The organism is uncultured Pontibacter sp. (assembly GCF_947495565.1).
Taxonomy (GTDB): domain Bacteria; phylum Bacteroidota; class Bacteroidia; order Cytophagales; family Hymenobacteraceae; genus Pontibacter.
The window spans coordinates 335,128-354,367 of sequence record NZ_CANLZM010000004.1 but is presented as its reverse complement, the minus strand read 5'-3'; the positions used below and the strand labels follow the sequence as shown (position 1 = coordinate 354,367).

The window sequence follows — 19,240 nt, the reverse complement described above, 5'->3', positions numbered from 1 at the left end:
AAAAACATCGCTAAATTAGACCTAGGACCTGAAGAGTTAGGCTTCACAATGGCCTGAGAAATAAACGTTAGTCAGGAAAAGATATACTAGATTTATAAATAGCCCATGAAAGCAGTAATTAAATTTATCATTGCCTTGCTAGTGGCTGCCGTTTCGCTGGTAACATACTGGTGCAGCTCAGAAGAAAATGAGTTTACCGGCGAAGAGCAGCGGGTAGACATGACAGTGGAGCAGGAGATAGCGTTAGGGCTACAGGCAGCGCCGCAGATGGCCGAGCAGTATGGCGGCCTGCACCCGGACCAGAAAGCGGCCCAAGAGGTGAAAGCCATTGGCCAGCGGCTGGTCCAGAGCACCCGCGTAAAAGACACTCCTTATCAATTTGACTTTCATTTGCTGGCTGATGAGCAGACGGTTAATGCTTTCGCTTTGCCAGGGGGCCAAATCTTTATTACCGCAGGTTTACTAAGGCGGCTGGAGTCGGAGGGGCAGTTGGCAGGAGTTTTAGGTCATGAGATAGGTCATGTGGTGGCCAGGCATTCTGCGCAGCAGCTCGCCAAGGCCAAGCTGACGCAGGGACTCACCGGTGCGGCCGCCATCGCTACATATGACCCTGAAAACCCGGCGAGCCGCTCCGGAGCAGCTGTGGCAGCCATGATCGGGCAACTCGTAAACATGAACTATGGTCGCGAAGATGAATTAGAATCAGATATGCTGGCGGTGCAACTTACCGGATCCGCAGGATACGATCCCCGTTCTATGATGCGGGTGATGCAAATACTGGAGGAGGCAAGCGGCGGCTCCCGTGGAGGACCTGAGTTTTTACAGACTCACCCAAACCCAGGCAACCGCGTGGCCAAAATAGAGGCCGCTATCCAAAGAGAGTATCCAAGCGGGTTGCCTGAGGGGCTAATTGAATAGAAGTTACAACGCTAGTTTACTACTTGTTGCGCTGCTTTTCGTAACAGAAACTACAGGAATCAATTGATAATGTATGGAATTTACCAAGCATAAAAAGCTTTTGTTCGTGCTGAACCCTATAGCCGGAGATATTGAAAAAGAAGATCTGAAAGAAGACTTAGCCGCTATATGCCTGGAGCATGAAATCCAGTATGAAATTTTTACCACAACCGGAGATAACGATAAGGAGAACTTAAAAAAGCAACTAAGCGAGCATGAATATGAAGCGGTGTATGCTATTGGCGGAGATGGAACGGTTAGCCTGGTAGGCGACCTGCTGATAGGTACAAACACACCTTTGGGCATCATTCCGCTTGGCTCCGGAAACGGCCTTGCCAAAGACTTGGATATACCTCAGGACACGGAGGAGGCGCTGGAGCTGATTAAAAACCATGTGGTCCGCAACATAGATACCATCACGTTAAACGGCACGCCATCTATCCACCTGAGCGATTTAGGCTTTAATGCGCTGGTGGTAAAAAACTTTTGCGAAGGGGATACCCGGGGGCCGGGAGCTTATGCCTGGATTGCTTTGCAGGAGTACCTAAACTACGAACCTAAAACTTATAGGATAGAAACTGATTCTGATACTTATGAAGGCAAGGCTTTTATGGTGACTGTAGCCAATGCCAATGCCTGGGGGTCGAATGCCAGCATCAATCCTGATGGTATTTTAAACGATGGCATGTTTGAGATTTGCCTGATAGAGCCTTTTCCGAGAGCCGCCAGCTTAGGTATACTTTACAAACTTTACACCGATAGCATTGATACGAGTGTATATACGAGAATTTTGAAATGCAAGCGTGCCACCATTTATAATCAAGATTTAGAGGTGATGCATATTGATGGAGAGCCTGTTGAGACAGCAAAAAAAATAGAAGTAGAGATGCACTCGAAGAGCTTAAAAGTTATACTTCCGGAAACAGAAGATAAAGAAGACTTATAACAGGCTTCAGCACAAGCATAAAAATTAAAAAGTTATACTTCGCTGATTGCTAAATAGGCTTACGGAATACCACAATACCTTTCTCCGGGTTGTCTGATACAGCACGGCACTCCATCCATACTTGTCCGTTTGTGTAGTAGTTCAGCACAAAGAAACCAAGGGCCTCCATGGCAAACGTGGCTCTGCCTCCTTTTTTCACGAACGCTGTTTTACTGCCTGAGCCGCTTACAATGTAATGGTTGCCCTGTACATTAAAGTACTGCAGGTTATGATCATGGCCTCCCACGTAAATCAGGTTATCGTACCGATGAAAAATGCGCAATAGCCGCTTGCGCATTTTTTTATACTTGCGGTGCGACATGTCTTCATAGGCGCCAAACATTTTGCGGTAAAACGGGTAAAGCGACCCAAAAATCGGCAGCGGAATCAGGAACCGCTTGTGGAGTGCTGTGAGCGGAAAGATATGCTGCTTCATGGTAAACTTGCCGCCATGCATGGCATTGCTGTACAGCGGGTGATGCGAAGCGATAAGTATACGTTGGTGGCTGTTGCGCTTCAGGAGCTTGTTTAAGCGCACAAAAAACTCTTCAATATCATTGTAAGGGCAGCCGGCTTTGCTGCCCAGAGGCTTTTCGCCGCGCTGCACAAACCACTGTGTATTGATAACCACTAACAGCAGCCCTTCGGACAACTGCAGGCAGGTGGGGCCGGGGCAGCCGTTGGGCGGCAGGTAACTGTTTTGCTGCGGCAGATGCTCCTGCACATACTGCTCCTGCCGCAACAGCTGCTTGTATCCGCCCACACCTCCTTTTAGCCAGTCGTGGTTGCCTCCCAGAAAAATGCCTTGCCCCGGATAGCTTTTTATACTTTGGATTAGTGTGTTTAGCCGGGATTCTGCCATTTCGCGGTGGCGGTGGCCGGCTTCGGGCAAGCCGATAGGGTAGAGGTTATCCCCCAAAAAAACCATGGTGCCTCTTTCCTTTGCTTCCTGCTGCCATTGCTGCGCCAGCTTAAGCACTGGGTCTGAGCCGTCAGTGGCAATGGCGCCTACATCGCCGAGCAGTGCCACAGAATGAAGCAAATCAGCCACAGGGGGAGGAGATTGCCGCTGCCACCCTACATCCGAAAGCCTGTAAAAAGGTTTACGCCTGTACTTGCGCTCCTGCCAATAGCTGAAGATCAAAAAAGAAAGGAATAGTACCGGAACAATAATGATGAAGTATACCAGCATATAGTATAAACAGCGCAGTGCTTAAAAGTTTGGTGGCGTCAGGTTTTTGAAGTGGCCGTTCAGGCGCACGCGCTCTTTCAGTTTTTCGGTTTCCAGAAGTATGGGCAGCAGCTGCTGCAGGTGCAACAGTATCACTTCCTGGCGCTCTTTTTCGCTAAGAAGTTGCAGCAGCGCATATTCCTGCTCTGTGTTCAGGCCAAGCTGATGTGCGATGTCATAGCTGTTGAAATCTTCGGGAAGCTCCAGGTACAGGTTGCCAAGGCCCAATGTGTCATAAAGTTTTTCGAGCAGTTCCCGTATTTTTAGCTTTGTGATGATGTCTTCATCAAACTTGTTTTCCACCAGCTCTACCTCTCCGCCCGCGTACAGTCTGTTAGGGGCCAACTTATCAAACTGCAGCATCTTAAAAATATGCAGGCCTTTGGTGCGGATATCCATTTCACCGTTATCATACTTCTTCTCGACATGCAGGAGCTCAACCTCGGTGCCGTATAAGCCAACTCCGTTCTGGATGTAGGTTGGTATTCCGAACGTGCTGCCGCTCTCCACACAATCTAGTACCAACTGCTTGTAGCGCGGCTCAAAAATGTGCAGGTTAAGCTTCTCTTCCGGAAACACCACAATATTTAACGGAAAAAGCGGCAGGTATTTGGTTGAGGGCATAGGTTTATCGTTTTTATACTATGATGTTCCACTTAGAAACAACAGCAAACGCTGCTGCCTGTTTTACCCTACGCTTACTCGCTAGCTTACGTTGGCGAGCAACTCCTTCCGCGTTAGGAAAATACCCTAAACTCCTTACCTTTGCGGCCAAATGAAAAAGCACCGGAATGGCTAAAAAACGACTGGGGGTAAGGCAGCTTAAACTGCTTTTTGTGAAGCTGATGCTCAGCCTTTTTCTGATGAGCGTAGCATGGGTGCTGGTGTACCGATGGGTAGCCCCTCCGGCCACGCTGCACATGATAAAGCGCCGCGCTGAGGCTGGTGCTGCAGATAAAGAAAATCCAGGCATAAAGTATAAATTTGTTTCGCTGGAGGAGATGTCGGATCAGCTGCCTTTGGCTGTTGTTGCCTCAGAAGACCAAAAGTTTCTGCAGCACCACGGCTTCGACTTTGATGCCATATCAGATGCGTTCAAGAGAAATCAGAAGGGGGGCAACATTCGGGGCGGCAGTACCATTAGCCAGCAGGTAGCCAAAAATGTTTTTCTGTGGCATGGCCGTAGTTATCTGCGTAAAGCCATGGAGGCCTATTTTACCGTACTTATTGAGGTGCTTTGGGGCAAGGAGCGCATTTTAGAAGTATACCTGAACATTGCAGAGATGGGTGACGGTGTTTTTGGGGTGGAAGCAGCCTCGCAGCAGTTTTTCAGGAAACCCGCAAGCGAGGTGGGGCGCCAGCAGTCGGCACTACTGGCGGCGGTGCTGCCTAACCCAATTAAATACTCCGCTAAAAGACCTTCTCCTTATGTGCTCACCCGCCGGGTACGCATTGCACGTGCTATGGGGCGCTTGGGAGGCGCGACTTACATCAAAGAGATCTTACCAGAGAAAGATGAAAAATAAGTTATACTTCTTGCTAGCTGTTAGTATGCTTGGCCTAAGTGCCTGCAGCAGCACGCAAACCACTGTTTCTACAACAAACACTAATGCCGAAGTGCGCCAGGTACTGGAGGAGCAGGCCCAGTGCTGGAGCGCCGGCGATTTGGAGTGCTACATGCAGGGGTATTGGCGATCCGACTCACTCTTGTTCATCGGGTCCCGTGGGCTGACTTACGGCTGGCAGCAGACACTTGACAATTACAAGCGCAGCTACCCGGATGCCTCCGCTATGGGCAAACTCAACTTCGACCTGAAGGAACTACGACAGCTTTCTCCGGAGACTATGCTGGTGGTAGGCAAATGGCACTTGCAGCGCGATGCAGCCAAAGGAGATCTGGAAGGGCACTTCTCTGTTATCTTCAGACGGTTTGCTGATGGCTGGAAAATCATTGCCGACCATTCAAGCTAGCGTTTCAGGTAGTTTGGTAGAAGATTTCAGTTATCTCCACCAGCTCCTCATTTTTGCCAAGTCGAAGAGTAACTTTCTGGCCAGCCTTAGCTCCTTGAATAGCACGTGCAATAGGAGCCACAAACGCTATTTTACCTGCCGCCACGTCTGCTTCGTCTACACCCACAATCGTGAAAACACGCTTTAAGCCAACTTTGCCGCCCTTCAGCGTGAGCAGGGTAACTGTGGCTCCAAAACGTACTTCATCTGAAGGTTGATTGGCAGGATCTATGATTTTAGCACTTGCCAGCCTGTTATTCAGCGCGCTTATTCGGCTGTTTAAAATAGTGAGCTGGCGTGTACGGTTTGCCTCGTCTTCATGATTTGCCTCTGCCTTACTCCGTTCCGCCTCCAGTTCAGCCATTTCCTCACGTAGTTTTTCCAAACCACCTGGCGTAACATAATTAGCTACGCCAGGTGGTAGGGCAGCGCGTGGCGGAATAATAGGTGCTTCTCCAGCATCATCTTCTTTTACAAATGCTCTGCTCATTCTATAACTTAAGTTACTGGTTTATACTTTGTATTTGCTGGTAGTTACCCTTTCTGCATGATATGGCTTAAGTCCCCGGCCCTAAACCAGCGGTAGCCATAGGCGGGAAGCGTAATGTGGTGCTGGCCTTCTTCATCGGCTATGCTTTCTTCATTTTGCATCAGGTCAATTAGCTTTCCCTTAGTTTCCTGTTCCAGGTCAAGCACAATTTCATGGGCTTTTTCATCAAAATTATGGAAAATCAAAAGTGAGCTGCCTTGCCACATATAATGCATACCCAAAATGTGCGGGTTGTTAATTTCAAGTATCTGCCAGTCTCCCCAACCTATTTCGGTACACTCCTGCCGAAGCCTTATAAGTGTTGTCATCCAGTTGAGTAGCGAGTCTGGTATGCGGCGCTGAGTCTCTACGTTAACGTGGTGGTACGCATATGGCCCCTTGTCTATAATAGGATGGATCAGTTTATCGGCCTCTGAGAAACCGGCTTGCTTATCGTCAGACCATTGCATAGGCGTTCGCACGGCGTCTCTTTCTTTCAGGCTGAGGTCATCACCCATACCTATTTCATCGCCGTAACGAATAACCGGCGTACCTGGCAGCGAGAACATAAGGCTATAGGCTAACTCGCTCTGCTGCCTGTTGCCCAGCATGGTGGACAAACGGCGGCGGATGCCCCGGTCATAAAGCTGCATATTTTCATCCGGCCCGAAACGGGCAAAAACCTTCTGCCGCTGTTCTTCAGTAAGCCGACCAAGGTCCAGTTCGTCGTGGTTTCGCAGAAAGTGTGCCCATTGCGATGTCGGGAACTGGATACGCGTTGCTTCCAAAGCCTCCTTCAGTGGTTCTATGTCGCTGGTGGCCAGCGCGTAAAACATGTACTGATTCACGTAGAAGTTAAACATGAGGTGGATGCCGCTGCCTTCTTCACCAAAGTATTTTTTTGTCTCCTCTGGCAGCACATTTGCCTCACCCAACAGAATCGCGTCGCCGCGCCGCCACTGCAGAAAGCGGCGCAGATCCCGCAGGTAACTAAATTTATAAACTGGGTTTTTAGGGCCAGGGGCGGGAGTCTCCAGCATAAACGGAACGGCATCCACTCTGAAACCTGCCACACCCATTTCCAGCCAAAAACCAACAATGCGGTTTATTTCGGCGCGTACCTCCGGGTTATCCATATTAAGGTCTGGCTGAAATTCGTAGAAGCGGTGGAAGTACCAGGCTTTTGCTTTTTTATCGTACGTCCAGGTTGCCTCCTGCACGCCCGGAAAAACCATGCCTTCATTCCAGTCGGAGGGCTTCTTGTCAGACCACACATACCAATCACGGTGCTTGGCGTCTTTGCTGCTGCGCGAATCCTTAAACCAAGGGTGCTCATCGGAAGTATGGTTTACCACGAGGTCGATAATTACTTTGATGCCGCGCTTTTTAGCCTGGTGCATAAACTCCACAAAGTTGCCGCTGGAGCCGTGCCGTTGGTCTACACCGTAATAATCTTTTATATCATACCCATTGTCCTTGTTGGGAGTGGGCTGAAAAGGTGCCAGCCAGACTGTGTCTACGCCCATGGCGTGGAGATAGTCTAAACGGCGGGTCAGCCCCTGAAAGTCACCGACGCCATCTCCGTCAAAATCCATAAATGTTTCCAGGTCCAGGCTGTAAATAATGGCGTTTTTATACCATAGATCTTCTGTCATAGTTCGGGTGTACTTTTAATGAAGTATAGGCTACGTATAATTTTTGCTTTTGTACGGCAGCAAGTATAGATTCAGTTTGGTTAAAGTAGCGTTTATATTTCTGATGGTGCAAAGGCAGTCGCTGTAGGAAGGACATTAAATGCATCAGGCGCAGCTAGTGTCTGCGCCTGATGTGCTTGTTTATATCGATTTATACTTCGTCTCCGGCTGCATCTATCTCTGCTTCCTGTTCAACTTCTTTCACTTCTTCTACAAGTATAAATCCTTTTTCGGCTGCGTGAGCTGCGGCTGCGGCTGTGTCTTTTACCAGCACCATTTCCACATCTCCGCCTGCACTTAGTTCATCTGCAATCGTAGTTACGGCTTGTGTGCGTTTCTCAATATTTACATCGCGTATGTAGATGGCCATAACCCGCCCCGGGTGGTTTTTGACAACCTCATGGTAAATAGGCGCATCCTGCTGGCCGCTGTCGCCGATAAGTATAAAATTAAGATGCGGGTAAGTGATCAGGATATTTTCAATCTCTTTATACTTGTGGCTCATGTGGTCGCTGTGGCCGAGCTTGCTTTCATCTATGCCAAAATCGCGAAGCAGGAGCGGCCCCTGCGGAATTTCGTTTAGCTCCAGAAAGTGATAGAGCAGATCATAGTTATTCCAGGGGCTGCTACTGACGTAGAAAAACGGGTTGTTGCGCTTGCCGCTTCTTCCTAGCTGCAGCGATTTATAGAATTGAGAAACTCCATGGAAAGGAATGCGGGTATGGGCGTTATTCAGCAGCACGTTGCGCCCGGTTTGCAACAGGCTGGTTGCCCCGGTTCTTACAATGGTATCGTCAATATCGGATATGATGCCGTACTCTGCATCCGGTGGAGGAACCAGTACATGTGCCGTTTCTTTTACGCCTGGCTCAAAGCTCTGCACCGGCGCGTCCTTTAGCTCAATCTCTATCGGGTGCCAGATGTCTTCCAGATGCAACGGCTTTTTAGGCTGCAGGTTCAGTACAAAATAACCTTCTGCATCTGTCGTGATTTCATGCTGCTGGCCCTGCAGGCAAAGCGCTACGCGTGCGTTGGGTATCTCGTCGCTCTCAAAGCGGCGGTACATGTTCAGGAGGTTCTCCCAGGTGGTGTCATTTTCTTCTGACAGGCGGATACCCTTGTCCACTAACACACGGCCTTTAACATAAAGGCGCTCCGGAGTGCCATAGCTGCGGTAAGTGACAATCTGCAGTGGGCGGTTCAGGTTCAGTCTGTTTTTTAGCTGAAAGGTGAGCAAGTCGAGCTTTTCTTCTCCTCTCAATATCGCTTTGGTAAGGCTTTTCTTTATCTTATTCATAGTTTTATACTTACGAAAAATGCCTGCCGGTTGGGGCAGGCATTTCCTCTTGCGTTAAAATCCCAGGGCGGTTTTCAGTTGCTGAAAATCTGTGTCAGGGGCGGAGGCTGTGCTGCAGCCGCGCTTTTCTGCCAGTTGCTGTATGTGCTGTATCCGGTTTTCAGGGCTTGGGTGTGTGCTCAGAAACTCAGGCGGTGCTCCTTGCTGCTGCTCTTGCTCCATTTTCACGAAGAATCCCGCAGCTCCGTCGCAGGCGTAGTGTTTGGTACCACCCAAGTAAGCCACAGATGCCTCATCTGCCTCTGTTTCGGCATCGCGGCTAAATTTAAGCCCTGCCAATGAGCCTGATAATTGCGCTGCTATCTGCTTTAGTGTGCTTGGGTTATTGCCTAAAGCTACTGTTAGCAGCAAGGCAATGCCATAGTCGCGCTGGAGCTGTTTTACGCTGTGACGCTTGTCGGCATGCGCAATTTCGTGGGCCAGCACGCCAGCCAAATGGTCTTCATCCTCCAAATATTTAATAAGGCCGGTAAAGACATAAATCTGCCCTCCGGGAGAGGCAAAGGCATTCAATGTTTCATCATCCCGAATAATTTTTACGGACCAGGGAAACTCCTGCTGGTATTTTACTTCTCCGGAAGTAAGCACCCGGTTCACGATGCGGTCGAGGCTGGTATAAGCTTTTTGCGTATTGGAGTTGGTGCTGTTGCGCTCTAGCAGCTTGCCTTGTGCTCGGTAAGTAGAGTCAACCTCATGGGCTACCTGCTGGCCCAGGTTCACGTCGTCCTGCACCGAAAAGATGACGCCATCGTTGCTATCGCAGCTGCTGAAAGTTAGCATACCAGCCAAAGCTAGTAGTCCTAAAGGGGTGTAAAAGAGTTTTTTCATTGTAAAGTGTAAGCTCATAAAGGTGCAACGCAGTGTCCCTGCATTTTTGTACAGCCTTTGGCAAATATATGGCCAAAAACTAATGTAATGCGTGCTGCACCTGCTTTACGTTAATTCGTGTGCTTATGGTTGCAGGGGAATCAACCAGAAAAGTATACAAAAGAAAACAAAAAAGCCCTCGGTAAAACCAAGGGCTCTCTTTGTATAGTATGTGCTCTATTTTACGGACGAGCTGGCCACTGGGTTGCCATCCGTATCCAGCTCCACAATCTCGTAGTTAAGGGCCTCCAGCTTTGGCAGCACTGTTTTCTTATCGCCTACCACCACTATGTGCATGTTGTTTACCGGCAGGTTTTTAGCTGCCAGCGCATCAATCTCCTGCTTCGTTATGTTGTTCAGGATATTGGTCTGCTGCTTCACAAAGTCTTTCTTCAGGTCGTACTCCAGAATACGGCCCAGGAAGCCGGCTTTCTGGTATGGTGTTTCATACTGGCGTGCGTCAGCCTGCCCGATAGAGCTTTTCATGAACTTAAGCTCGTCTTCGCTGATGCCGTTCTTGCTGAATTCCGTCAGCTCTTTCATAAACTCTGTTACCGACTCGGCTGTAGCATCGGCACGCACACCGGCAGAGGCCGTGAACGGACCGGCATACTTGCTGCCACTGAAGTAGGAGCGGGCACCATAGGTATAGCCTTTGTCTTCGCGCAGGTTCAGGTTGATACGGCTGTTAAAGGCTCCGCCCAGGTTGTAGTTCATCAAATTGGCTTTGTAGTAATCGCCAGTAGCGTCAAACGGCATGCCGACATACCCAATGCGGATCTCGGACTGCGCTGCATCTGGCTTGTCTACCAAATAAATGCGTGTCTTCTCAATGGCAGGGGCTTTGATGTCAGCCGGAAGCTGCACATTCTTCTTTTTCCAGTTCTTCAGGAAAGCCATTTTGCCCATCAGCTCTTTTTCAGAGATATCGCCCACCACTACCAACTGCGAAACGGAAGGAGAGTAGTTGTCGGTGTAAAATTTCTTTACATCCTCCAGCGTGATGTTGGCAACGGTTTCGGCGGTACCAGAAGTTGGCAAGGCCATGATATTACCTGAACCGTAGAGCAGTTTGCTGTATACATTGTTGGCAATAGCGGTTGGCTGTGTCGCCTGGTTGGCAATGGCCTCCAGCTGCTGCTTCTTGAGGCGATCAAAATCCTCCTGGTTAAACTTCGGCCTGAATAAGCGCTCCTCCAGCAGGGCTAATGTTTTGTCGAGGTTCTTCTTCAGCGACTGTACCGTGATATAAGTATCGTTGCTGCCGGAGTTGATGCGAATAGAGCTGCCAAGCTTATCCAGTTCGTTGCTGAACTGCTCGGAAGTATAATTCTGCGTGTCTTCGTTCAGCATGTCGGCTGTAAGAACAGCAATACCGGCTTTGCTAAGATCTTTCGCTGCCAAACGGTGGCCTCCCTCAATTGTAAGCTGCATCGTAACGGTCGGAATCTCATTGGTGTTTGTTCCGATCATTTTCAGCCCGTTTTTAAACTTGCTGGTATAGTAACTTGGTACGGCTACTACCGGGTTCTCGCCTGCGCCAGGGCGCTTGCTTCTGTCAAATGTGTCTACTGCCTTTGTATACTTCAGGCCGCTATACTCATCAGCGCCGGCAGTATAGCCATCTTGTGCCACGGTATAATTGTCGGCTTTAGCCAGTAAGGCGACATTTCCTTTAGGTACCACGCTAAGCAGTACAGCGGGCTTGCCCTTAATGTACTGGTTGTACACGCGCTGCACATCTTCTTTGGTTACAGACTGTATGCGCTTAATTTCCTCTTGCAGGTAGTTCGGGTTGTTGCGAAATGTTTCGTAGTAAGCCAGCTGCGATACTTTACCGCTCACGCTAGCCATACGGTTGATCAGCCCAGACTCCGCTTGTGCCTTAAAGCGCTGCAGGTCTTCGTCTGTAATTCCGCGTTTCTCAAACTCTGCGATAGACTGGCGTGCCAGCTCCTCGCTTTGTGCCAACGGAGTATTCGGGTAAGCCATTACTGTAATGCTGAACTCACCGGCCAATTCAGAGGCAGAATTATACACAGAGGCCTGCATGGCTTTCTGCTCCTTTACAAAGTTCTTGTAGAAGATAGAGTTTTTGCCCTGGCCCAGTATCTCGGCCAACACGTCTAATGCCGGCTCATCCTTGTGCCCAGACTCAGGAGTAGGGTAGGTCATGCGCAGCATCGGGAAACGGATATTGTCTTCGTAGCTTATATAGCGGTCTTTTTCCAGCTTGGCAAGCTGCGGCTGCATATCCTTAACGGCTGGCCCGGCAGGTATAGAACCGAAATATTTCTCCACCAGCTTCACTACTTCCTCTGGTTTTACGTCGCCGCCAACAGTCAGGGTCGCGTTGTTCGGGCCGTACCAGCGCAGGAAGAAGTTCTTCAGGTCATTTACATTCACCCGGTTCAGGTCCTCAATGTAGCCAATGGTGGTCCAGGAGTAAGGGTGGCCGTATGGATACAGGTTTTTCGAGGTCATCTCGTACACCAGGCCGTAAGGGCGGTTATCGTAGTTCTGGCCGCGCTCGTTCTTTACAGTCTCGCGCTGCACCTCAAACTTAGGCTGCGTAACGGCATCCAGCAAAAAGCCCATGCGGTCAGCCTCCAGCCATAGCGCTGTCTCCAGTTGGTTACTAGGTACGGTCTCGAAATAGTTGGTGCGGTCGCGGTTGGTTGTTCCGTTCAGGGTGCCGCCAGATTCAGAAACAATCTTGAAGTGCTCTTCATCAGCAACGTTGTCGGACCCCTGGAACATCATGTGCTCAAAAAAGTGCGCGAAGCCAGATTTGCCGACCTCCTCACGGGCAGAACCTACATGATAGGTTACATCCACGTGCACTACCGGATCTGAGTTATCTTCGTGTACAATTAAAGTAAGGCCGTTCGGAAGCTTATACTTAGTATAAGGAATTACCAGCTCATCGCCTTGTTTGGTAACCTTTTCCACGAGTTTAGTCTGAGCCTCGGCTACGCTTACAACACTTGCAGTAAGCAGTACACTCAGCACGGTTTTGTTCATCATGTGCTATATTGTATGGTATGATTTTCACAAACAATATAGTAAAGAGATGGCAGAAATGTAAAATAATATAGACGAATGCCTATTTTGTCTCGCTCAACACCTGTTTTGCAAACATAACCGAAACAGTCAGCGTCAGCAGCGAGATGACGAGCATAGCGGTGGTAAGCAGAAAAGCCATGCCTGCCGTTTCAGTTGTGTCAGTGCCCTGCGGCTGTTGCACCATGCCTAGCAGCCGGAGAAAATAAGTACCGGCGCGCCAGCCCAGCAGCAGTGTAAGTAAACCAGCCTCCACAGTGCCTAGCATAAAACCCCAGCGTTTGCCCCTGTTCAGAAAATGTCCGGCTGTCAGGCCGATCAAGCCTCCTGCGGCTCCGGTTAATAAAGCCGTATTTGCCTGTTCGCCAGCTAAATCAACGGCCACCACGCCACATCCAAGCAGAAAGAATCCAAAAAAAGCATAGAGGTAAGATATGTTCTTGTGCATGTTGCGCTCCGGTATAAGTATGATGTAAAGATAAAGCAGAAAATGAAAGTATGAAATGGGAGAATGGTTTGGTGGTATACTTATACTTTCATTTTCTGCGGGGCCGGCGAACTCCAAAGTCGCACAACTCAAATATTATAAGTTTTTAATAGCCGTGACTGACAGAGCTTATACTAAGTCGACCTTGGTAGGCATGTCAGTGGGATAAAATCGTTTCCAAGCAGTTATTTTACTCGCAGGGTAGGTAAAGGTGTATCACGAAAATAGTACAACTTTTACCTTAAACTAAAGTATTAATTGCTGAGGCAGGAAACTGAAGAAGCCTTGGAAAATGACAAAGAAGGAAATACACGAATTATATGCTGACCCGGAAAAATCTGCTGCCTGGGCCGGCTTGCGATATGCCTCTGATGAAAAGCCCGGTTATACCCGCAAGAAAGCCGGGAAAGGTTTTTACTATCTGGATGGCAAAGGAGAGAAAGTGACAGATGAGAAAGTATTGGCCAGGTTGAAGGCGCTGGTTATACCTCCCGCCTGGGAAGAAGTATGGATCTGCAAATCTGCTAAAGGGCATTTACAGGCTACAGGCCGCGATGCTAAAGGTAGGAAACAGTATATTTACCATCCGCAGTGGCAGCAGGCTCGCAACCTTACAAAGTTTGGCCGCATGATTGAGTTTGGCCATGCGCTGCCGAAACTGCGCGAGCAATTGCAGCAGGACATTACCTCCCGCAACCTGGATCGCCGAAAGGTTACGGCGCTGGTGCTCACGCTGCTGGATAATGCCTTGATCAGGATCGGGAACCGTGCCTATGCTAAGTCCAATTCGTCTTACGGCCTTACTACGCTGCGCGATAAGCATGTTAAAATAAACGGCAGTAGTATAACATTCTCTTTTGTAGGTAAAAAAGGCGTTGCGCAGGAGATAGACCTGAAAGACCGCCGTTTGGCTCGACTGGTTAAAAAGTGCAAAGACATTCCGGGGTATGACTTGTTTCAGTACTTCGATGAGGATGGTGAGCGACAGACGCTGGAGTCGGGTGACGTGAACGAGTACCTGCGCGAAGCCACAGAACATGACTTCTCGGCCAAGGATTTCCGGACCTGGGGCGGTACTGTGCGTATGGTTAAGTGCCTGGAAAATGTACTGGAAGATGACCCGGACCTGGACAAGGAAAAGGCAATTAAGGCTGCTGTAAAAGATGTAGCCAAAGGGCTAGGCAACACGCCGACCGTTTGTAGCAAATACTACATCCACCCGGAGGTGATCAACTTGTTTCGGGAAGACAAACTGGTGAATTACCTGAAGCGACACGATGCCTCTAAACCTAAATCAAATTACCTGTCAGGCACTGAGGAGCTTGTGCTGAAAATGCTGGAGCGCGTAGCGAAGGAAAAACAGAAAGCGGCTGCCGCCTGACCGGGTTAACAGATACATTGTTTATTGTAGACCGCTGCATACTTGCTGCAGCGGTCTACTTGCATTTAAGGCTATTTCTAACGCAGGTATCTTAAGTATAAATTAATTACTTCGGCATGTTATCCAGCGACTGCCAGAGATATTTGCTGGCAATGGTGCGGTAAGGCCGCCAATTTTCAGCTATTTGCTGCATCTGCAGCCGCAGAGCTTTACCAGCTGCATCTATGCCATAATGGCGTTTCATGGCATTTTGTATCCCTAAATCATCAACCGGAAAGATATCTGGCCGCTCCAGGGCAAACATCAGCAGCATTTCTACGGTCCAGCGGCCAACACCTTTTATCTGCGTCAGATGCTCAATCAATACCTCATCTTCCATGGCATTGATGGTGGCGTGCTGTAGGTTGCCTTCGGAAGCAAACACCGCCACGTTGCGCACATAGCCTATTTTCTGAAACGATAATCCTGCGCTACGCAGCAGCTCATCCGGCGCTGCTAACACCAGTTCCGGGTGCGGATATTCTTCTGGAAACAGTTCTTTAAATCTTTTGAAAATAACGGCTGCTACTTTAGTGCTCAGCTGCTGCGACACAATGGAACTCAGCAGCTTAAAGTATACATCCTCAGAACGTGAAGACGGCAACGGTTGCCCATTTTGAATGATACCGCAAATAATAGGATCAGCAGCAAAGGCAGCCATAATCTCAGGAGAAGGGTAGGAGGAGTTCATTGTTTCAGTTTGAGTTTTTAAGCTTAGGAAAGTCGTTTCTTGTGCTGATGGTGAAGCAAGTATAAATAGTGAGTTTTTTAGCAATTTTCTTTAGATGAGTAATCCACCTCAGCCACCAATGCCGTCAACTTAAGAAATATCTCGCGTTGCCTCCGGTAGAGCAGTCGCCCTTGCTGTGTCTTCTGACCAGCAAGTTATTGGTGAGAACACGCAACAACGGCAAATTTAAACGCTTAAGTTGATGGCATTGACCCCAGCCCCTCCGAGGAGCAGGGTCATTTCATTCTATGTAACAGCGTCGGGTTTATAACTCGACTTGAGCAGCAGTAGCTACGACATAGGCTTTTGTGGGGCTTTGTGAGCCCATCAAATCACAGATTCGAATTTATACTACGTCACGAATCTAAAGATTCGCGCCAGAAACGATAGATTGAAACGTCTCTGCTTCTCGGAGAGGAACTTATACTTTCACCAACAGTCACTAGGCCGTGAAAATAGCTTCGTGAAAAACCACCAATGGCAGAAAGAGAGTCTAATGCATTACTACCGGCCCGCAAAACCTTTTCAAGGTAACAAGAAGAATGCAACAAACTTACCCAACTTAGGACAAGGCTATTGCAAAAGAATTCAGTAGTTTATACTTCTACCTGTTCCTTGTTCATTGCTGCCAGTACCTGCAGCAGGTGCTGGTGCATATCTTCGGTGATATCGAGGTGGGTTACGAACCGTATCATTTGCGGGCCGAAGCTGGCGGCAACTATGTTTTGCTTTGCCAGTGCCTGCACAAAGCTATCATCCCGGAAGCTATCGTTTAGTTTAAAGATAACGATGTTTGTTTCTACCGGCATCACATAATCCACGTAACTAGCCTGCTGCAGCGCCTGCTCCAGCTCCTTTGCCTTACGGTGGTCCTCCTGCAGCCTGTCTACATGGTGATCTAAGGCATATAGGCATGCCGCTGCCAGGTAACCGGCCTGTCGCATGCCGCCGCCCATAACTTTCCTTATTTTTCTGGCTCTTTTAATGAAGTCTTTTCCACCGAGGAGCACAGAACCTACCGGAGCACCCAATCCTTTAGAAAGGCAAACTGATATGCTGTCGAAGTATAAACCATAGTCTTTAGCGGCATCGCCGGAGGCAGCCAAGGCATTGAACACACGTGCCCCGTCCAGGTGCAGGGACAGGTGATGGCGCTTGCATACTTCTGAGATGGCCGCAATCTCCTGTAAAGTATAAAATGAGCCGCCGCCTTTGTTGCAGCTATTCTCTAGTGCTACCAGGCGGGTCTCGGGGAAGTGGATGTTATCCAGCGGGCGGATGTTTTCCTCTACCTGCTGCGGCGTCATTTTGCCACGCTCTCCGTGTACCAGTGCTGTAGAGGCAGCCGAATTGAACGCAATGCCGCCGCCTTCATATTGATGGATGTGGGCCGTCACGTCGCAGATAATCTCTGTGAGCGGCTGCGTATGCACCTTAATGGCGATCTGGTTGGTCATGGTGCCGGAAGGGCAGAAGAGGCCGGCTTCCATCCCGAACATGGCGGCAGTCTTCTCTTCGAGCGCGTTTACAGTGGGGTCCTCACCGTACACATCGTCCCCTACAGGGGCGGCAAACATGGCTTGCAGCATTTCTGGGGTTGGTTTGGTTACGGTATCGGAGCGAAGGTCTATCGTGTGTATCATGAATTTGCTTTGGGAAAAAACTTTACTTTGTAAAAATAATAACTTACTTTTGCCCTTCAAATTAAAATCATTGCAACGATGGGAGTTACTAGACTAAAAAGAAAAGATCGCAGAAATAAGGCAAGAGCTAACAACAAAGTAGCCAGAATTAAGCAACTGTTGCTTACACCGGTTATCAAGAACGTTGACATGGACGAGCTGAGAGCTCAGTTCGGCGAAGCTCCAAAAAACAAACCAGCTGAGCAGAAAGAAGAAGCTGCTGCTGAGTAGTCTTAATATTTTGAGTATCAGGTAAGTCCATCTGCTGCCGCTGCTGTTGTAAGCGAATGGCGGCGGCTTACTAACCAAGATTTCAAGTGTGTTTGCGATAGCAGGCACACTTTTTTTATGCCCGCTTGCCAAGCTCCACTACCTGCAGGTCCTGCACCCTGCCTTCGCTTACGCTGAACTTTACCATTGTCCGGATTTTATGGAAGCCATGCTTGCCTGCAGCGCCCGGATTTATGTGCAGCAGGTTGTTCAGGCTTTTGTCTGTCATAATTTTAAGGATGTGCGAGTGCCCGGTTATGTAGAGCTGCGGCGGGTTCTGCTTTATACTTTCGCGCACGTCGGGGTGGTATTTGCCGGGGTAGCCGCCAATGTGGGTCATCAGTACATCCAGCCCTTCCACCACAAAACGGTTCACTTTGGGGTGCACCTGCCGGATAGCTGCATCATCAATATTGCCATACACGCCCCGTAGCGGCGCCAGCTCCTGCAGCCTGTCCGATACTGCCATACTTCCGAAGTCGCCGGCATGCCAGATCTCGTCGCGGTCTGAGAGATGGCGCATAATCTGATCATCGAGGTAGGAGTGGGTGTCGGAGAGAAGGCCGATTTTAAGCATGGGTTTATACTTTAGGTGGAGGTGAAGTTAGTGATTTTAACAGTTTAGCCCATACGTACTGCAAATAGATAAATGATGTTTTGGGCTTTCACTTTAAAAAATCATCCAATTATCGTGGCAGGTTATCTTACTCCTCAAAAGGAACAATAAATGACAAGCGCCTTTTCTAAAGCCTTGACACGGTGCCTTTTAAATTAGTTTATAAAACAACCTGTTTAACTGCTCCGTAGATAATAGGAGAACTAATATAACTTAAACATGAAAATTACTACCCCAAAATTATATAAGCTTTTACTGAACAGTATGTTTATTATGCTGTTTCCGTTGCTAGTGGGTTGCTCTGTCTTTTCAGGCGGCAACAGTGTCTCTAATGACCCGGAAGTGGCACACCAGCAACGAGAGGTAGAGCGCCTGGAGCGGGAGGTGAAAGAGGCGGAACGCTATTCCGAAGAAGCCGACCAGCGGGAGAAAGCCGCCAAAAACAGGCTGAAAGCCGCAGAGCACGAACTTAAAGCGCTTCAGGAACAAGCCAAAAGAAGAAGTGAGTATCAGTAGGCTATAAAATAGAAAAAGACGATCCAGCAGTGATCGTCTTTTTTGTTTAGGCAGAAATTGACATGGCTTAATTATCGGTGCTGTCGCGCTGCATAATCATCCAAAAAGCTGTGTTCTAAACAAATAAGTATGATTCCCCTCCTCGGAGGGGCAGGGGTGGGTTTTATATCTGCCGATGCTCTACTACCCATGCCTCAATTGCACGAAGTACATTTAGTAAATCACGCTTTACTTCGGCATCATCAAACCTTAAAAATCTTATCCCAAGTGTTTCCAGTTCCTGCTGCCGGATAACATCAGGTTCGAAGTTGTAGTCGTGGCTGTCACCATCTACTTCAATAGCCAGCATCAGCTCTTTGCAGTAAAAATCGACAATGAAACTTCCCAAAGGCTTCTGCCTGTCGAAATCAAGGTTATGCAGTTTCTTGTTTTTAAGCTCATTCCAGAGAAGCACTTCTGAGAGGGTGCTGTTTTGCCGTAGCTGCCTTGCCAGCTCCTTTAAATATGGTTTGTAGGGCAATATCTTACGCTTCATGCAATCTTTGTGGGAAATATGGACCCACCCCTAACCCCTCCGAGGAGGGGAATTGTTCCGGACAGTTTTAGTTTTTTTTGGTTTAGTTCTAATGTTAAATGAGAAGTGCATATGCTTCTTTTTTCAACCAAAAAGAAACTCCCCTCCTTGGAGGGGCAGGGGCGGGTATTGTTCCGAGAAATTTTAGTTCTGATGTTAAATAAGAACTGCTTACACTTTTTGTTCTAATCAAAAAGAAACTCCCCTCCTCGGAGGGGCAGGGGTGGGTTTAGTTATTTATCTAACTCCCAC

Annotated in this window: 19 protein-coding genes; 7 read left to right on the top strand and 12 right to left on the bottom strand. The window is 48.6% G+C overall.

Annotated features, from left to right (window positions below):
• The first annotated feature begins 105 nt into the window (after positions 1–105).
• Both Q1B04_RS07920 and Q1B04_RS07915 read left to right on the top strand, forming a co-directional pair.
• Positions 106–918 (top strand): M48 family metalloprotease, encoded by an 813-nt coding sequence (locus Q1B04_RS07920; RefSeq protein ID WP_299757738.1) that lies wholly within the window; start codon positions 106–108, stop codon positions 916–918.
• 73 nt (positions 919–991) lie between these two features.
• Positions 992–1,903: a diacylglycerol kinase family protein gene (locus Q1B04_RS07915; RefSeq protein WP_299757736.1), complete on the top strand. Its 912-nt coding sequence runs from the start codon at positions 992–994 to the stop codon at positions 1,901–1,903.
• 49 nt (positions 1,904–1,952) lie between these two features.
• Here the strand turns inward: Q1B04_RS07915 and Q1B04_RS07910 are convergent, their stop codons facing one another.
• Complete coding sequence (locus Q1B04_RS07910; RefSeq protein ID WP_299757734.1) at positions 1,953–3,134, bottom strand: metallophosphoesterase; 1,182 nt, start codon at positions 3,132–3,134, stop codon at positions 1,953–1,955.
• Between the two features lie 21 nt (positions 3,135–3,155).
• Entirely contained in the window at positions 3,156–3,797 is a 642-nt protein-coding gene (locus Q1B04_RS07905; protein WP_299757732.1) for an LON peptidase substrate-binding domain-containing protein, read from the bottom strand.
• Positions 3,798–3,964: 167 nt separating this feature from the next.
• Between Q1B04_RS07905 and mtgA the strand changes: the two genes are divergently transcribed.
• Together mtgA and Q1B04_RS07895 are read left to right on the top strand one after the other, a co-directional pair.
• Positions 3,965–4,699: a monofunctional biosynthetic peptidoglycan transglycosylase gene (gene mtgA / locus Q1B04_RS07900; RefSeq protein ID WP_299757729.1), complete on the top strand. Its 735-nt coding sequence runs from the start codon at positions 3,965–3,967 to the stop codon at positions 4,697–4,699.
• Positions 4,689–5,144 carry a DUF4440 domain-containing protein gene (locus Q1B04_RS07895; protein ID WP_299757726.1) on the top strand — a complete coding sequence of 152 codons (456 nt, stop codon included), beginning with the start codon at positions 4,689–4,691 and terminating at the stop codon, positions 5,142–5,144. The genes mtgA and Q1B04_RS07895 overlap by 11 nt, the downstream gene beginning before the upstream one ends.
• Positions 5,145–5,148: 4 nt before the next feature.
• On the opposite strand, the gene Q1B04_RS07890 is transcribed toward Q1B04_RS07895, so the two are convergent.
• The 6 genes from Q1B04_RS07890 to Q1B04_RS07865 all read right to left on the bottom strand — a co-directional run bounded on the left by Q1B04_RS07890 (position 5,149) and on the right by Q1B04_RS07865 (position 13,273).
• A complete protein-coding gene (locus Q1B04_RS07890; RefSeq protein WP_299757724.1) occupies positions 5,149–5,673 on the bottom strand; it encodes a GreA/GreB family elongation factor in 525 nt (174 codons plus the stop codon).
• A gap of 44 nt (positions 5,674–5,717) precedes the next feature.
• A complete protein-coding gene (locus tag Q1B04_RS07885) occupies positions 5,718–7,367 on the bottom strand; it encodes an alpha-amylase family protein (protein ID WP_299757721.1) in 1,650 nt (549 codons plus the stop codon).
• Positions 7,368–7,557: 190 nt separating this feature from the next.
• Positions 7,558–8,703: a phosphatase domain-containing protein gene (locus Q1B04_RS07880; RefSeq protein ID WP_299757718.1), complete on the bottom strand. Its 1,146-nt coding sequence runs from the start codon at positions 8,701–8,703 to the stop codon at positions 7,558–7,560.
• Positions 8,704–8,757: 54 nt separating this feature from the next.
• Positions 8,758–9,591, bottom strand: coding sequence for a M48 family metalloprotease (locus Q1B04_RS07875; RefSeq protein WP_299757715.1), 834 nt, complete (start codon positions 9,589–9,591; stop codon positions 8,758–8,760).
• A gap of 216 nt (positions 9,592–9,807) precedes the next feature.
• Positions 9,808–12,657 carry a pitrilysin family protein gene (locus Q1B04_RS07870; protein WP_299757713.1) on the bottom strand — a complete coding sequence of 950 codons (2,850 nt, stop codon included), beginning with the start codon at positions 12,655–12,657 and terminating at the stop codon, positions 9,808–9,810.
• A 79-nt stretch (positions 12,658–12,736) separates the two neighbouring features.
• Positions 12,737–13,273 (bottom strand): hypothetical protein, encoded by a 537-nt coding sequence (locus Q1B04_RS07865; protein WP_299757710.1) that lies wholly within the window; start codon positions 13,271–13,273, stop codon positions 12,737–12,739.
• 199 nt (positions 13,274–13,472) lie between these two features.
• Between Q1B04_RS07865 and Q1B04_RS07860 the strand changes: the two genes are divergently transcribed.
• A complete protein-coding gene (locus Q1B04_RS07860) occupies positions 13,473–14,561 on the top strand; it encodes a DNA topoisomerase IB (protein WP_299757708.1) in 1,089 nt (362 codons plus the stop codon).
• A gap of 106 nt (positions 14,562–14,667) precedes the next feature.
• On the opposite strand, the gene Q1B04_RS07855 is transcribed toward Q1B04_RS07860, so the two are convergent.
• Both Q1B04_RS07855 and Q1B04_RS07850 read right to left on the bottom strand, forming a co-directional pair.
• Positions 14,668–15,291 (bottom strand): DNA-3-methyladenine glycosylase 2 family protein, encoded by a 624-nt coding sequence (locus Q1B04_RS07855; RefSeq protein ID WP_299757706.1) that lies wholly within the window; start codon positions 15,289–15,291, stop codon positions 14,668–14,670.
• Positions 15,292–15,926: 635 nt separating this feature from the next.
• Entirely contained in the window at positions 15,927–16,973 is a 1,047-nt protein-coding gene (locus Q1B04_RS07850; protein WP_299757704.1) for a GntG family PLP-dependent aldolase, read from the bottom strand.
• Between the two features lie 78 nt (positions 16,974–17,051).
• Between Q1B04_RS07850 and Q1B04_RS07845 the strand changes: the two genes are divergently transcribed.
• On the top strand, positions 17,052–17,243 hold the full coding sequence (locus tag Q1B04_RS07845) for a hypothetical protein (protein ID WP_266053742.1): 192 nt from the start codon (positions 17,052–17,054) through the stop codon (positions 17,241–17,243).
• Between the two features lie 115 nt (positions 17,244–17,358).
• On the opposite strand, the gene Q1B04_RS07840 is transcribed toward Q1B04_RS07845, so the two are convergent.
• The gene (locus tag Q1B04_RS07840; RefSeq protein ID WP_299757697.1) at positions 17,359–17,859 is read right to left on the bottom strand and encodes a metallophosphoesterase family protein; all 501 of its coding nucleotides are present in this window, start codon (positions 17,857–17,859) and stop codon (positions 17,359–17,361) included.
• Between the two features lie 258 nt (positions 17,860–18,117).
• Between Q1B04_RS07840 and Q1B04_RS07835 the strand changes: the two genes are divergently transcribed.
• A complete protein-coding gene (locus tag Q1B04_RS07835) occupies positions 18,118–18,414 on the top strand; it encodes a hypothetical protein (protein WP_299757694.1) in 297 nt (98 codons plus the stop codon).
• Positions 18,415–18,577: 163 nt separating this feature from the next.
• On the opposite strand, the gene Q1B04_RS07830 is transcribed toward Q1B04_RS07835, so the two are convergent.
• A complete protein-coding gene (locus Q1B04_RS07830) occupies positions 18,578–18,949 on the bottom strand; it encodes an endonuclease domain-containing protein (RefSeq protein ID WP_299757693.1) in 372 nt (123 codons plus the stop codon).
• Positions 18,950–19,240 lie beyond the last annotated feature (291 nt).